This window comes from Marinoscillum furvescens DSM 4134 (assembly GCF_003386095.1).
GTDB classification, from domain to species: Bacteria; Bacteroidota; Bacteroidia; order Cytophagales; family Cyclobacteriaceae; genus Marinoscillum; species Marinoscillum furvescens.
The window spans coordinates 49,574-65,203 of record NZ_QREG01000020.1; the positions used below are offsets into that span (position 1 = coordinate 49,574).

7 protein-coding genes are annotated in these 15,630 nt (G+C 47.0%); 6 read left to right on the top strand and 1 reads right to left on the bottom strand.

Annotation, left to right across the window (positions count from 1 at the left end; translation table 11 throughout):
• Positions 1-7: 7 nt before the first annotated feature.
• On the bottom strand, positions 8-3,754 hold the full coding sequence (locus tag C7460_RS17910) for a LamG-like jellyroll fold domain-containing protein (RefSeq protein ID WP_170148088.1): 3,747 nt from the start codon (positions 3,752-3,754) through the stop codon (positions 8-10).
• Positions 3,755-4,036: 282 nt separating this feature from the next.
• Between C7460_RS17910 and C7460_RS17915 the strand changes: the two genes are divergently transcribed.
• The 6 genes from C7460_RS17915 to C7460_RS17940 all read left to right on the top strand — a co-directional run bounded on the left by C7460_RS17915 (position 4,037) and on the right by C7460_RS17940 (position 15,600).
• A complete protein-coding gene (locus C7460_RS17915) occupies positions 4,037-5,500 on the top strand; it encodes a sulfatase (RefSeq protein WP_115869513.1) in 1,464 nt (487 codons plus the stop codon).
• A 280-nt stretch (positions 5,501-5,780) separates the two neighbouring features.
• A complete protein-coding gene (locus C7460_RS17920) occupies positions 5,781-7,790 on the top strand; it encodes a glycoside hydrolase family 97 protein (RefSeq protein ID WP_115869514.1) in 2,010 nt (669 codons plus the stop codon).
• An 88-nt stretch (positions 7,791-7,878) separates the two neighbouring features.
• Positions 7,879-10,680 carry a heparinase II/III domain-containing protein gene (locus C7460_RS17925; RefSeq protein WP_170148089.1) on the top strand — a complete coding sequence of 934 codons (2,802 nt, stop codon included), beginning with the start codon at positions 7,879-7,881 and terminating at the stop codon, positions 10,678-10,680.
• A 157-nt stretch (positions 10,681-10,837) separates the two neighbouring features.
• Positions 10,838-12,217 carry a 3-keto-disaccharide hydrolase gene (locus tag C7460_RS17930; RefSeq protein ID WP_115869516.1) on the top strand — a complete coding sequence of 460 codons (1,380 nt, stop codon included), beginning with the start codon at positions 10,838-10,840 and terminating at the stop codon, positions 12,215-12,217.
• Positions 12,218-12,236: 19 nt separating this feature from the next.
• Complete coding sequence (locus C7460_RS17935) at positions 12,237-13,583, top strand: Gfo/Idh/MocA family protein (protein WP_115869517.1); 1,347 nt, start codon at positions 12,237-12,239, stop codon at positions 13,581-13,583.
• Positions 13,584-13,662: 79 nt separating this feature from the next.
• The gene (locus C7460_RS17940; protein ID WP_115869518.1) at positions 13,663-15,600 is read left to right on the top strand and encodes a hypothetical protein; all 1,938 of its coding nucleotides are present in this window, start codon (positions 13,663-13,665) and stop codon (positions 15,598-15,600) included.
• Positions 15,601-15,630: the final 30 nt, after the last annotated feature.

Consider the following 15,630-nt stretch of genomic DNA (forward strand, 5'->3'; position numbering starts at 1 on the left):
TTTAGAGCTATTCTTCGGTTATCAGTTCTTCAAATTTTGCCAGGAGGGTTTTGGGATCACGCGGAGCATTAGCGTCTACGATTTCACCTTTTTTATTCACGATCATGTAGTGGGGAATTCCATTAATTTGGTATTGGTCAGATAAGTAATTCCATTGATCCTGCGTAAGGCGGTAGTGTTCACCTTTGATATCCGCGATCATATTGTTGTAAGCGGTTTCCGGAGAGGTGGGATTGGTGATGTATATGAATACCACGTCTTTCCCTTCTTTCAGTAGTTGCTCCTTCATCGGCTTCTGGTTTTTCATGGCGCTACGGCATGGGCCACACCAGGTAGCCCAAAAGTCCAGGTACATCACTTTACCAGCAAATGGCTCCAGCATTTCTTTTAACAGCTCATCAGCTTTGGACTTAGGCGCGTTGTGGACGTTAAATCCGGTGTTGCTTTTATTTTTTTCGATTTTATCAAGGGTGTGTTGGTTGCATTCGCTGATATAAGCGGCAATGTTCGGATTGCTCACACGGTTACAAACGTACTCCAGTACATGCGGAGGGAGTGGAGTTAGCTCCTCTACGATCAAGTTCAATAGATCCTGAGAAAACATGATGTCATTGACCAATTTCATGTTTAGGTGCGGTAAGTCCAGAGCACTTTTCGCTCTGGTGTCTGCCTGGTTCAGTAGATAACGGATTCTCTTTTCAGTCGCATATTGAGTTTTGATGTCCGCCAGTTTGCTTTCATTTTTCTGGTAAAAATCCAGCACAGGTTGCACCTCTGGCGATTGGTAGTGTTCGAGTGCTTTCTTGATGATTTCCTTTTCTTCACTGGTCAAATCCTTTTTGTGGGTTTGTATATACTTCAGTATGTCGGGCATGGAGTTGTTTTCGGCACTTGCCTCCTTCCACAGTTCTCTATTGGCCTGATAGAAACCCCCAAGAGCCTGACCATCGGTTTGGTTAAAGTTGATTTTTGCTTGTCGGAACTCTTCGGTAAGGATACGTTGCTCCTCTGTGAGGAGTGTGAGGTCTTCTTTTGAAATTTCCGAGCCAAAAAGTTCCAATACAGTTAGTAGGTTATGTTGTCCTTTAGAGGGCTTTCTAAGCAGCGGGCTAAATTTCAGCGAGTTGATGAATCCAGAGAATTCACCAGTCGCAAATACCGTTTGTCCCTCCAGCGTTTCATTACCAATAAACTGGTAATAGGAAGGGGCGGAGGTGATGGCTTTGTTTTCTGGAGATTGAAAGCTCTTGCGGTATTTGAAGCGAAGGACTTCATCTGTGTACTTTGTGTGTAGCTCTGCCAGTTTGTATTCGTAGGTAAAATCGGACATTACTCCTGATTGATACAGCGCATTCAATTCTTGCAAATCCTGGTCTTTCAGATCAAGAATGTACTTTTTGTACTCCTCCGCATTCATATATTCGGTATCGCTGTGCACCATGCTGTAGTCGTAGGAGATAATGTCAAAAGCAGGATTGGATAGCTCCGTAGACAGTCGGGCATTTGCCCCCATAAATTTGTTGTTTCCCATGCCAGTCAGATCTGCCAGCATAAAGGACTCTTGTCCTGGTGAAAGTACAAACCGTGCATTTCCCACATTCATTCGCATAAATGGCGTGGTAGGGTTCGTCAGAGGAATTTTCACTTCGAAGTATCCATCCTCATTGGGATCTACCAGGTGGCTTTCTTGCCTACCTATCAGATAATTGTTGACATATAGGGTCCCTGTTTTATTGCGTGCTTGTGGTGTATAACCATAGAGGAGCCCTCGAAATATGGCCGTATCGGATTTAAAGATCGGTTCTGTAAATCCTGTTGGATTCTGGACTCCGGGCAATTTGCTGTATTTGGCCTTTTTGGTGAGCTCAATGGTTTGTTTGCCTTTACCCAGCCTCAGGATGCCTTTTTTTAGCGTATACGGTAGCTCCAAAGTATGCCCTTCATTATCGAGTTTAAGTACACCTTTTTTGCCTGTAGGCACAGCATCCATCGACCATAGTTTGCAGGCATAGATCACCTGATCGTCCAGAATGGAGAGTTCCCAGTCTCCGGTTTCGGCATTGTGCCAATGTCCGGCCAGGCCCTTTTTTTCTGCTGCTTTCGCCCTTCCAAGAGAAATATTGGCGATGTACCATTCTCCTGGTTTGCCCACTTGGCCATAGTCAATAAACTCCGCATCCTCCGGTACCGCAGGAAAGATGAGCTTATACTCATTAAACCCATAAGAGGCCGTGTGGTGTCGTACGTCCAGGTCAATGCCTTCCGATCCTTTGATTTGGAGTGTTTTGTCCGAACCATCTACGCGAATGGTTTTTTGGCTGGAAATGATGTTCCAGTTCCTGCGTCTACTTCTAATATGAAAGTACAGTTCGGTGGTGCTGTCTGTGAGAACCAGCTTTCTGAGCTCGTAGGAGCCAAACTTGGCACCATGGGTAGGATGATCGATGACCTCCGCGCCATCAGGTATTTCATCTGTAGCTATTCTAAAGTCCAGTTCTTGCGAGGCAACGTACCCCTCGGGGTAGTCTCCAGTTTGTGCTACCTCAGCTAAAGTGCCCATAAGTAGTTCATCATTGACCCGGTTAGAAACCAGGCTCCAGTGAGTGAGCGACGAGGCATTGTTTCTAAAGCGTGCCCCCTCGTAAATTAGTATGGGTGCAGACATTCTTAAGTTTTTGGCATAGACTGTATAAGTATTGGCAGGCACATCCACCTCAATCCAGCACTGATAGACATGTTCCATGTCAGCAGCCACTCTACTGGAGCTATTGTGTGCTTCCTTGGATCCATCGGCTACAGCCAGGAAATCAGCTTCGAAACTTAGTTTCAACATGGCAGCTACATCATCCCAGCTTTCTATTTGTTTGTCTCCGAAGACTAGCATTTGATCAAAGATTCGATCTCCATCGGTTTCAGTGGGCATGAGTTCTGCGAAGAATACGGCTTTGTCCGTCACTGGCTGCTCCAGCGCTCCCGAACGAGAGATGAACAGGTCTTCGGTTTTAACTTGCTTTGCTACAGCGGCCAGGTCCAGGTTTGGTAGGTAATTCTTGGCTTTTTCCAGGATTTGCTCAGCCGAAAGTACACCATCGTAAATGTTGAATGCATCGAAAGCACCCTTCCAGGTCTTATCATATGAGTAGCCACCTTTTGCCAAATAGGCGGATGCATTGCTCAGGTTTTCGATGCGATTGTGGGTGTGATCATCAGTAGTTTGGGTACTGGCTAGCACACCATCTATGTAGAGTTTGAGCGCATTATTATCAAAAGTGGTTACTACATGATGCTTTTTGCCGTCTTTTAGTTCGTTGCACAGTGCAGTAGTTTCTGTTTTCCAGGGTTGATTGATAGGTGAATTCGTAGAAATCACTGATTTGCTCCGCTTTCTATGCTGCACGGTTTGATAGATGTAATCGCTACCATGCCAGCCCTGGGTTGCCCCGAAAAATGATAGCATGCTGATTTCATCATTTTCCTTATTGGTTTGTATAAAGGCTTCGAGGGTAAGCCCTTTATAGGTATTTATGGCGATTTGTTCTGCAGGAAGTACCAGGTGCTGCCCTTCCTGTGTAGTCACATACTTACCTTCCTTAAAGAAACCTCCATGAGCTCTGGCATGAGCACCGCCCACAACGTCTGTAGCCGTGGCGTCATCAAAAGTGTAGGAGTGTTTAAGCGTAGCGTCTTGAGCCAGAGCGGTCGATGAGACCAAAAGCCCAAGTAAAAGCATCATTGCGGTGATTGTTTTGTTCATAATCATTTGGTGTTTGAAATAATACTTGATGAATTGTTAGGATAGGATCTTTAATTATTAGGTAGATGCTATCTTTTAGTGTTCGGTAATTTCCCAAATAATGTATGCGTCAAGTGTTAATTATGAACCATGAGCTATAATTTTTGAATCATAGCGATGGATATTCCTGTTTTGAGCCCTCTTTTATAAGTAAAGAAGATATCTCGAAGATTGGTATCTATTGGATGTCCTGAGCGGAGACGTTACTTTTAGGTTTTTGTGTATTTATAAAATCAGTGCTGCATGAAGAGATGGCAATTTTTGATTCAATTGTTTGGGGTCTTACTTTTTACACTTGGTGCTGCTTCCTGTCAGAATAGTCGGAATGAAGACGTACCCAAAAACATTCTACTCATTTGTGTAGATGACCTAAGGCCGGAAATAAACGCTTTCGGTTCTTCTTACATTCACTCTCCTAATATGGATATGCTTGCCGCCAAAGGTCGATCTTTTCATCGGCACTATGTTAATGCGCCTAGTTGCGGGCCTTCTAGATACACCTTGCTTACGGGGCAGTATGGGGTGCAATATCGGCGAAAGTATAACCAGCCACTGTTCCACAGAGCCGAGGCAATGAAGAAGCATAAAGAATCCATTCCTCCGAGTATGCCGGAGTGGTTTCGTCAGCACGGTTATACCACCGTTTCTGTAGGGAAGGTGTCTCACCATCCTGGAGGAAGAGGCGGTGAATATTGGGACAGTGACACTATTCCAGAAATGCCGGGAGCGTGGGATGCACACCTGATGCCGTCTGGTGCCTGGCAAAATCCAAGAGGAGCGATGCATGGGTTGGCTTTTGGAAAAGTAAGAACAGCCTCATCCCGAGATCCTATTGAGGCAGCCGAAGGTGGAGATGACATTTATCCAGATGGCCTGATTGTAAAGGAAGGTTTGAGTCAGCTAGAAACCCTGGCTGCTGAGGACAAACCATTTTTTCTGGCCATCGGTCTTATCAAGCCTCATTTGCCTTTCGGTGCACCCAAAAAGTACCTCGACCTGTACCAGGGAGTCACCATACCGGCAAACCCTTATCCCAATAAACCTGCAGCCAATGCTTCGTGGAGCGGTTCTCGTGAGTTTATGAGCTATGATAGGCAAGGAAAAGACCCACGTACCGATTCTGCTTATTCCATGGAATTAAAACGATACTATGCGGCATGTGTGAGCTATGCAGACAAACATGTCGGAGATATACTGGCTAAGCTTAAAGAAACGGGTGCAGATAAAAATACCATCGTGGTGCTCTGGGGAGACCATGGGTGGCACCTGGGCGAACATGCCATTTGGGGAAAGCATACACTTTACGAAGAATCGCTGCGTGCGCCCCTAATCATCTACGATCCTGAGATGAACGCTCAAGGCCTAAAAACGGATGCTATTGTGGAGACCGTAGATATTTTTCCTACGCTGTGTGACCTAACCTCATTGCCTGTACCGGATTTTGTCCATGGTACGTCATTGGCATCCATTATGAGAGATCCAAAGGCCAAAGGGCATCCGGCAGTGGCCTATTACTCCACTTCCAGCACGATACGCACAGATACTCATCGGCTTACCATTAATGGGAAAGGGATGGTGGAGCTTTATGATCATACAGCAGAGAAAGAGGTTAAAAACGTTGCGGAAGATTTTCCCGAAACAGTACAGCAATTGAAAGCTCAACTTCAAGCTCGTCTGGGGCCGCTGGCTTTCAATTGGAATCCCTAACGCCGCCTGGCAGGCATGGAGGCAGATCATCTGGTATGCAATCCTTTTAATACTTCATTCATGTTTAGCGCACCAATACATGGACAAAATGATAGGATTTATGGATTCTTAGGATAGATGGTACATGAGTTATAAGTAGAGATTCATAATTGCATTAGTTTGGCACAAGCACCATGTAGGTTGCATTTAGAAAAACACAATCAAAAATCTTCTAAATGCTGCGAGGCAGGGAGCTGTCAAGTGTATTGGCTTCTGGTCTGGTAGCTTGTCTTTTATAGCTATGCAAAAACATCCAATTGTATTCTCCAATGCTATCAAACAGTGCACCTTTCTGGCGGTGCTCGGTCTACTCATCACGGGCTGTACCAAAGAGGTCAAATCAATTGTAAATGTCTCATCGCCAAACGGCGAGCACGCTTTTGTTTTGAACGTCAGCGACAAGGCGGGTATCTCTTTTGAAGTAGAAAAGGAATCCAAAGCGTTGATTCAGTCATCTGATTTCCGGCTGCTGTCAAAAGATATTGACTTTAGTGGTCCGTATGAAATTGTTGGCGTTGCTAAAAATTCTTATCAGGGTGAGTGGCAAACCCGCTTCGGGGAGCTAAGTACGGTTCCTGATGTGTACAATGAAACAGAGGTAATGCTGGAAAGCGCCACAGCTAAAATCAAGCTCATCATACGGGCCTACGATGAAGGCGTGGCCTTTGCCTACGAAATCCCGGCGCAGGGAGGGCTCCAAAGTATCTCTCTGGATGATGAGCTGATCAGTTACCGCTTTGATCAGGATTATGAGGTATGGTCTACACCGGAGCGCAAGCCCGGGAGGCTGACTGCTCAGGGAGAATACCAAAAAATCCCCTTGAGCCAGCTGAAGGCAGGGGCCGAAAGGCCGTTGCTCATCGAATACAGCGATGACATAAAAATTGCTTTGGCAGAAGCCAAACTGGTGGATTATGCCCGACTGAGCTACAGTGCAGATCCCAATGCACCCCTTTCGATCCTTTCTAGTCTGGATGGCAAGCTCATCAGAGTAAAGCAGGATACCATCACGGGAGCGCTGAAAAGTGGAAGAAAACAAGTGGATAAAGTACAGAAAAACCTGCCATTTCAGTCGCCATGGAGGGTAATCATGATTGGCGATAGCTATGGCGACCTGCTGGAGAAAAACTACCTGATCCAAAACCTCAACGACCCCAGCGCCATAGCTGATGAATCGTGGATAGAACCAGGAAAAGTGCTTAGAGAAACGACCCTTACCACACAGGGAGGCTTGAGAGCTGTGGAATTTGTAGCAGAGCACAACATGCAGTATGTGCATTTCGATGCGGGCTGGTACGGCAATGAAATGGATGACTCCTCAGATGCCACCACTGTCACGCTGGATCCGAAGCGCTCCAAAGGGCCTTTTGATCTTCAGAAAATCACGGCATACGCCAAAGAAAAAGGAGTGAAAGTAATGCTCTATGTAAACCGCCGCTCTCTCGAAAGGCAGCTGGATGAGCTGCTGCCGCTTTTTAAAGAGTGGGGGATTGCCGGTATCAAATTTGGTTTTGTGAAGGTAGGTGATCAGGAAGCTACCGCCTGGCTACATGAGGCTATCCAAAAGGTGGCTGACTATGAGATGATTGTAGATGTACACGACGAATACCGCCCCACCGGATTTTCGCGAACTTACCCCAACTTGCTTACCCAGGAAGGGATCGCCGGAGATGAAACGAGCGTAAGCAACGAGCACACCCTCATCACCATGTTTACACGTATGCTGGCCGGTGCTGCTGACAATACCATCTGCTACTACAACAAGCGGGTAGAAACCATGGGCTCACATGCTTCTCAGCTGGCGAAGACCGTTTGCCTGTTTAGCCCGCTGCAGTTTCTCTACTGGTACGACCGGGTACCAGCAGCTCCCGAAAAGCTCGATGGACTGTGGGGAGACACCAAAACCATCGGAAACGAACCAGAGCTCGAATTTTTTGACAATGTGCCAACCACCTGGGACGAAACCAAAGTGCTAGAAGCGGAGATTGCCCAGCTTGGAGTTATTGCCCGTCGCAAAGGGAGTGATTGGTTTGTAGGTGGCATCAACGGCCCCGGAAACCGTACCGTAGTGCTTGACTTTTCCTTCCTGGAAGAAGGGAAATCCTACCGCAGCAAGCTCTATACCGATGATGCCTCTGTCAACACACGTACGCAAGTGAAAATAGAGGAGTTGGTCGTGAAAAAATCAGACAATTTGACGGTGGAATTGCCGGCAAACGAAGGCTTTGCCATGCACCTGGTAGCCGAGTAGAGCAGTAAAAAGACAAAGAACAAACCAGCCCCTGCTCACACTAATGAGCAGGGGCCGGAGGGTATAGTAAACAATTTCAATAATGGGTATGAGTGCTATTAAGCTGATCAAAGTGACAGTTTCAGTTTCTTTACTTCTTTGGGCATTTTTCGCGTATGCGCAGACAGATGCCTCGGGTGATCCCGAAAATCATCCCCGGATTTATACCGGAGGGGTTACTGCCAAAGATTATTCACGATCACTGAAAAACGTGTCGTGGAAAGCTGAAATTATCGCTAAGAAACAGGAGCGTATAGATGCCTATATCGCACGCTGCCAGGATGATCCCAATTGGCTGGTGTCGCGTTTGCAGATGAACTGGAAAACGAAGCACGACAAAGTGTACCTCCGGGGTGGCGACTTTTCGCATAGCGCAGGAGAGGCTCCGGTGCCTACGGTTCGCTTTTCGGGCACGCGTGACTGGGCTACAGCATACTCCAGACCGCCTCTGGAGGACGTACAGCCGTACGTTGACGATGAGCGTGGCATGTACCTTCAGCATCGTGAGACCGGGCAAATGGAGTGGATACATCCGTCAAAATCCGGGTACATCATTGAAGGTATCAATCGGCACATTATGGCTATTGTGGAAGATGCTGCATTCCTGTATTGGTATACCGGTAAGAAAAAGTATGCCGAATTTGCCATGCCTGTATACGATACCTACATGAAGGGGATGTATTATCGAGATGCTCCGGTAGATCTGGACAGCACGAAGCAGCAATGGGTCTCCGGGCTGGCTACTTTCGAGGTGATTCATGAAAAGATTGTCATCTCACTGTCCCTGATTCATGATTTTATGTACCACTACCTAAAGGATAACGGACACGATCTGGACCTTTCTGCGGCGGTATTTCAAAAGTGGGGAGATCAGATCATCAAAAATGGCATTCCTGACAACAACTGGAATTTCTTTCAGGCGCGGTTTCTTACGTTTATAGCCCTGACTTTGGATAGCAACCAGTATTACGATAATGGCAAAGGGCAGGAGTACTACCTAAAGCATACTTTTGAGGTGAGTACGGACCGGCAAATCGCACTGAAGGAAGCCATTCTCAACTACGACCAGCAGACAGGCATCTGGGCAGAGTCTGCATCCTATTCCATGCACGTGACCGAAACCCTCCTGAAGATCCTGACCCTCCTGGATCAGGCTACCCATGCCAACGAGTTGCAAAACTTTCCCATTGTAGAAAAAGCAACGCTTGCATCCTTTCAGTACCTGTTTCCAAATGGAGACATAGTGGCGTTTGGAGATTCGCGTCACCAGCCATTACCTGACAACACCTTTGAATACCTCATAGCCAACTACCGAAAATATGGTTTTTCCGAAAAGGAAAAAACGATTACCGCACTCTACAAAAGCCTATCTGCTCCTGAACAACGCGGAAAGGGCTTGTTTGAGTTGTTTTTCTACGTAGATGAACTAATGGAAACGGCTCCACAGGCTACCGGCGAACTTATTGCCCGCGTGACATCTCCTACATTTTATGCGCCAAATGTCAGCTGGTTTGTTCAGCGGATGGGTACGGGGGATGAAGCGCTGATGGTGTCTACTGCAGGAGCCAAAGGCAACCACGCCCATGCCAATGGAGTAAGTATCGAACTTTTTGCCAACGGCCAGGTCCTGATGCCTGATATGAGCAAGGGGCCAAGCTACTGGCACGAAGACCACCGGCAATACTATGCGCGCTATCCGGCGCACAACACCGTGGTGGTAGACGGCATTTCCGATAGTCGTGCTATGCGTGTCAACCAGCCTTTTACCCTTGACCATCACTTTCCAGCATCCGGTGAGCGGAGTGTTTTTGATCAGATCACTTTTTCGAAAGTTTCGTTTGTAGAGCCAGCCTCTCAGGCCAATCAGCAACGGCTAACAGCAATCGTAAATACGCCCATAGGAAATGGCTATGTGCTCGATATTTTCAGGTCGGAAAGGCCCGGAGCTCAGTCTGAGCACCATGACTATTTTCTTCATGGCCTGGGGCAGTCGTTGCAGTTGTACCAGGGCAATCGTCAGATCGTGATGTCTGAATCAGGCGAGTTGAGCAGGGAAGGCTTTCTGCCAGCGTATGCTTATTTTTCGAATGAAAAATCAACAGCTGCTGATGCCAGCGTCCAGGCCCTTTTTACCCTTCAGGGCAATGAAGCCCCCGACAGCCACTTAAAAGTATGGATCAACGGACAGCAAAATAGGGACTACTTTTCAGTGCTCGGACCAAAATCCAATGCTTTAAATAAAACCAAAGCTCCCAAAGCAATGATTGGGCAGCAAATCCCTGCTTTGGTGATTCGTCAGCAGGCAGAAGCCTGGAGCAAACCCTTTGTGACGGTATTCAATCCCTATTTTGAAGGCGAGAATCAGGTGATTGCTGATGTGACTTTTACTCAGGCAAAAAGCAACCTCACCGCACAAATGCTGGAAGTGAAGCATGACAACCAAAACACCGTAGATCAGATTGTAGCCACCACCGGACCGAATGATATGGTAAAGGAGGAGGATTTTTACCAGAAAGGGCTGCTATCTATCACGCGTGAAACCGAAGAGGAGCTGGACTTCATCTTTGCGGCGGGCATTGCACAGTATGCTCGTGATGGCTGGGAGTTGTTGAGCATTCGCAAGCCCGTGACTTTGTCCATAGCGCGAGTGGCCGAAGGATATGAAATCCAAAATGATGAAGCAGTACGAATTGGGGTACCACTAGATCAAAACCCCGGTGTAATGGAAGTGTATGCTGATGGCAAATTAGTAGCGACAAGGCAAGGCATGAGAAACCGAAACAACCCCAATCGCATCGACTACCTACTGGAAAAACCCTTCCAGAAGGTGATCATCCGTAAGTCCAACTGAGTGTGCCGTCTCAAAGGTGTTAAGGGCTGTTTTTCGGTTAAAAGTTCGATATTTTCAAATTTGACCATGTTTTTGAGTGATTTATCCATATGGGAGTATCGGTATCCTTCTAGTTTTGGAATAATTACAAACCGAATTAATCAGACTCTTTCATTATATGAGAACGAAAACGAACGCATTCAAAAACCTACTGGCAGCTTTTGTGCTGGTGAGTATTATAGGTTGCCAGTCCACGGCTAAGGATAATACTCCGTGGGTTCAGTTATTTGATGGCAAAACGCTAAATGGCTGGTCCAAAATAGGAGGGGACGCCACTTACCAAGTGGAGGACGGAGCCATTGTTGGCACCACAGCCATGAATACCCCTAACACCTTTTTAAGGTCTGATAAGCTCTATGGTGATTTCATCCTGGAGCTGGAGTATTTGGTGGACCCGTCTATGAACTCCGGCATTCAGATTCGCAGCAACAGCTTCGACCATTATTTAAATGGTCGTGTACACGGCTATCAGGTAGAGATTGACCCGTCGGAGCGTGCATGGAGCGGAGGTATCTATGACGAGGCTCGCAGAGGCTGGCTAAATACTATGGAAAATAATCCCGCTGCACAGAAGGCCTTTAAGCAAAATGACTGGAATCACTACAGAATAGAAGCAATCAGCGATACCATCAGAACCTGGGTAAACGGCGTGCCGGCTGCTTATCTGATAGATGACAAAACGGCACAAGGATTTATTGGCTTGCAGGTACATAGCATCAAAAAGCCAACCCAGGAAGGCAAACAGATCAAATGGAGAAACATCAAAATCTTAACCACCAACCTGGATCAATATGCCAGACAATCTTCCCTGGATCCGGTGGTAACAAAGAATAACCTGACCATCGATGAGAAAAAGAAGGGCTGGAAGATGCTCTGGGATGGCAAAACCACTGAAGGGTGGCGTGGAGCTAAGTTGGACAAGTTTCCTGAAAAAGGCTGGGTCATCGAAGACGGTGTGCTATCTGTTTTGTCCTCGGGTGGTGCCGAATCCAGAGCAGGAGGCGACATTGTGACTGAAGAGCTATTTGGAGATTTCGAGTTGAAGGTAGACTTTAAACTCACCCCTGGAGCGAATAGCGGAATCAAGTATTACGTAGATACCGAGATCAACAAAGGGCCGGGTTCTTCTATAGGGCTGGAGTTTCAGATATTGGATGATGAGCTACACCCGGATGCCAAAAAAGGCAATCACGAAGGCAGCCGCACTGTGTCATCGCTGTATGACCTGATCAAAGCCGACCCACGTAAACCTGTGAAGCCTATCGGTGAGTGGAATACTGCCCATATCAAATCAGTAGACAATCACGTGGAGCACTGGCTCAATGGCATGAAAGTGCTGGAATACGAGCGCAAGAGCCCTGAATACAGAAAATTGGTTTCGGAAAGCAAATATGTGAAATGGAAAGACTTTGGTGAACTGGACAGAGGTCAAATCCTGCTTCAGGATCACGGAGACTTGGTTTCCTTCCGAAATGTGAAAATTCGTCCTTTGGATTAAACCCGAGAATAGAAAAGTTATGAGAAAAGACAGAAGAAATTTTTTGATAAAAGCATCAGCAGGAGCTGCAGGCATCGGCCTTAGCAGCCAGCTCAGCGCTATGAGTGCCAAAAGCTACTCCAAAATCATTGGTGCCAATGATCGGATCCATGTGGCACTGCAGGGGCTGGGGCGTAGATTTCCGGCATACAAAGACGCCATTGCTGATAAAAACAACAACATCGAGCTGAGCTACCTGTGTGATGTAATGAAAAGTCAGCGTGAGCGTGCTGCAGGGATTTTTGCTAAAGTCACCAGTGACAAGCCTAAGCTAGAAAATGATATCCGTAAGGTGCTGAGCGACAAAAAAGTGGATGCCGTATTTATGGCAACCCCTGATCACTGGCATGCACCCGGAGCGTGTATGGCTATGGAGGCTGGCAAGCACGTGTACCTCGAAAAACCCTGTAGCCACAACCCCCGCGAAGGGGAGCTGCTGGTAGCCTACCAAAAGAAATATGATAAGGTAGTGCAGATGGGCAACCAGCAGCGCTCGTCACCACAGTCACAGGAGATCATCAAAGACATCCATGAAGGTATCCTCGGAGATGTATATCAGGCCATCGCTTTTTATACCAGTAGGAGAGGGCCCGTGCCGCATCAGACAAAAACTGCTCCGCCAGAGGGATTGGACTGGGATTTGTTTCAGGGACCAGCACCCAGAAGACCCTACACCGACAATACCTGGGACTATAACTGGCACTGGTACGGATGGGACTATGGTACTGCCGAGACCGGAAACAATGCCACTCATGAACTGGACATAGCCCGGTGGGCGCTACAGGTGAAGTACCCGGAGCGCGTAGAGGTCAATGCTGGTAAATATCAGTACAAAGACGATGGCTGGGAGATGTACGACACCATGGAAGCCACTTTCAAGTTTGCAGACAACAAAACCATCAAATGGGATGGTCAAAGCCGAAACGGATACTACAAATTTGGAGCGGGTAGAGGTACCATCATTTATGGGTCTAAAGGGTCCGTTTTTATAGACAGAGGAGGCTATAAGCTCTACAGCCTCAAAGGTGAGCTGATCAAAGAAAACCTCTCCTCTGGAAAAGAAGCAGGTACTGCACTCGGTGGTGGAGGTGATATGTCCACCATGCATACCCGAAACTTCTTCGACGCGATCAGAGGCAAAGCTGAGCTTACTTCTCCGATAGACGAGGGAGCCATTAGCCAGATGCTCACGCACTACGCCAACATTGGCTACCGCATCAACGATGCCTATGAGGTAGATGAAAATACCGGACGCATATACAATCGCGAAGCGATGAAACTATGGTCCAGAACATACGAGCCGGGCTGGGAAATCAAGCCGGTTTAAGTTAGACAAGTGTAGAGTAGTAGATGAAATCACCTTTGATCTCGTATCAGGGGTGATTTTTTTGTTAAACCCCATAGATATGTTTTCAATCAAAAAACTAAAACTTAAACACCTCCTCGTGGGACTACTACTGCTGGTAGTGGCTACACTGATCGTGGATCTCGTACGAATCAGTGGCTACGAAACCATAGCCATGAACCCACCAAAAAAATATAGCAATGCCCAAAATACTATCTATTGGGAGCTGGTACAGGGGATGGAAGTCATGGATTGGGATCGACTGGACCCTACTCTTGAGTTCATTGCTTCGGAGTATGATTGCGCCGATTTTCGATTGGTCAACCTGCTGCGCATTTTGTACGAATATGAGTCAGAGGTTCCAGTCAGCTACCGGCAAAAAATCAATAGGGTATTGTTTGGTTTTAGGTACTGGTGGGATCTGCCCGGTCAGAATTCTATGTGCTACTGGACAGAAAATCATCAGATATTATTTGCCTCTGCCGAGTACCTGGTAGGTCAAAAATACCCCGATGAGATTTTTGATAGCGGTCTCACAGGCAGGCAGCACATGGACAGGGCTCGAGTTCGGGTGCTGGACTGGTTGGAAATGCGGTGGAACTACGGATTTACAGAATACTACTCCAGTGTATACTACAAAGAAGATATTGGTGCGTTGATCAACCTCATAGACTTTGCTCACGATGAAGAGGTGGTCACCAAAAGTAAAATAGTGATGGACTTGCTATTTTATGACATTGCGGCCCAGAGTATTGGCACTATGTTCATTTCTACGAGTGGCCGTGCCTATGCACGAAACCGTACGGGAAGTTCAGGTTCGCGGTTTAGTGGTATTCCTAATTACTACTGGGGAGATGGCACTCCCATCAAACCAGGCATCATGTATGGGCTGATGGTCACAAAAAACTATCAGGTTCCTCCGGTGCTCAAAGCCATTGCCCAGGACACAGCTTCGGTAGTCATCAAACAACGCAATGGTTTGAACATCACCGACCTAAAAAGCGAGGGGTATTACGGTACGGACAATCGCAGCATGATGATGCAGTGGGGGATGCAGGCTTTTTCCAACCCCGAAGTAGTGCGTAATTCTCTGTATACCGTTCGCCACCACCTCACTTTTGCCAATGCCTCCGTTGCACCCATGAAAATGCTCGACATTACGCTATTCAATTGGCTTCATCTGGAACCCGCCATTATTCGCCTGATCAATCCGCCCTCCAATGGAGTAGCCATTCAGCAAGGCAATACTTATACCTACAAAACCAAAGATTACACCATGTATACGTCCCAGGCCTATCACCCTGGCACCTATAGCTATCAGCAGCACGTGTTTGGAGCTAATATTGGGAATCATTTTGCCGTTTTTCATATGCATCCAGCGCGCAGGGAATCCAAAAAGAATCAATCTCCAGGCTATGACATAGGCTACGGGCGCTTGCCTCATGTGGTGCAGCATCGCAATGTTAGCCTCGCTCTTTATCACACTCCCGAAGAGAAAAACCTGATGGAGCCTGAGCTCATAGACTTCACCAGAGCTTACTTTCCTACAGCGCAATTTGATACCGCTTTTATCCAGTCCAATTATGCCTTTGGTCAGAAAGGTCAGACCTATTGTGCCTTTATTGGTGCCAATGATTTTTACTTAGCGCCAGGAGCTACAGACGACCTGATACAGCCGGGTAGGCAGACATTCTGGATCACGGAGGTCAGCGCTCAGTCAGAGGAGGGGTCTTTTTTAGCATTTGTGGATCGTATTGTTTCTAATTCCGTTCACTTTTCGCCGGAGAGCATGGAGCTTGCCTACACTTCTGCAGAAAATGACTACAGGCTGCAGTACCTCCGAGACTTGTCGATAAACGGCACCCCGGTAAATACGACTTATTCCCGGTTTGATGCACCTTATATTTATGCCGAACCAAAAGCCAAATCCTTGACTTTTAAACATAACCTACATTCGCTTCACTTAAATTTCGAAGAATTGGTTCGGGACGTTCAATGATCATGGCACTCATCTAGCAAAACTTCTGGT

What these genes read in the sequence shown, in the direction of transcription:
- C7460_RS17910 (WP_170148088.1), bottom strand. Translation starts at nt 3,754, where the DNA reads ATGAACAAAACAATCACCGCAATGATGCTTTTACTTGGGCTTTTGGTC.
- C7460_RS17915 (WP_115869513.1), top strand. Translation starts at nt 4,037, where the DNA reads ATGAAGAGATGGCAATTTTTGATTCAATTGTTTGGGGTCTTACTTTTT.
- C7460_RS17920 (WP_115869514.1), top strand. Translation starts at nt 5,781, where the DNA reads ATGCAAAAACATCCAATTGTATTCTCCAATGCTATCAAACAGTGCACC.
- C7460_RS17925 (WP_170148089.1), top strand. Translation starts at nt 7,879, where the DNA reads ATGAGTGCTATTAAGCTGATCAAAGTGACAGTTTCAGTTTCTTTACTT.
- C7460_RS17930 (WP_115869516.1), top strand. Translation starts at nt 10,838, where the DNA reads ATGAGAACGAAAACGAACGCATTCAAAAACCTACTGGCAGCTTTTGTG.
- C7460_RS17935 (WP_115869517.1), top strand. Translation starts at nt 12,237, where the DNA reads ATGAGAAAAGACAGAAGAAATTTTTTGATAAAAGCATCAGCAGGAGCT.
- C7460_RS17940 (WP_115869518.1), top strand. Translation starts at nt 13,663, where the DNA reads ATGTTTTCAATCAAAAAACTAAAACTTAAACACCTCCTCGTGGGACTA.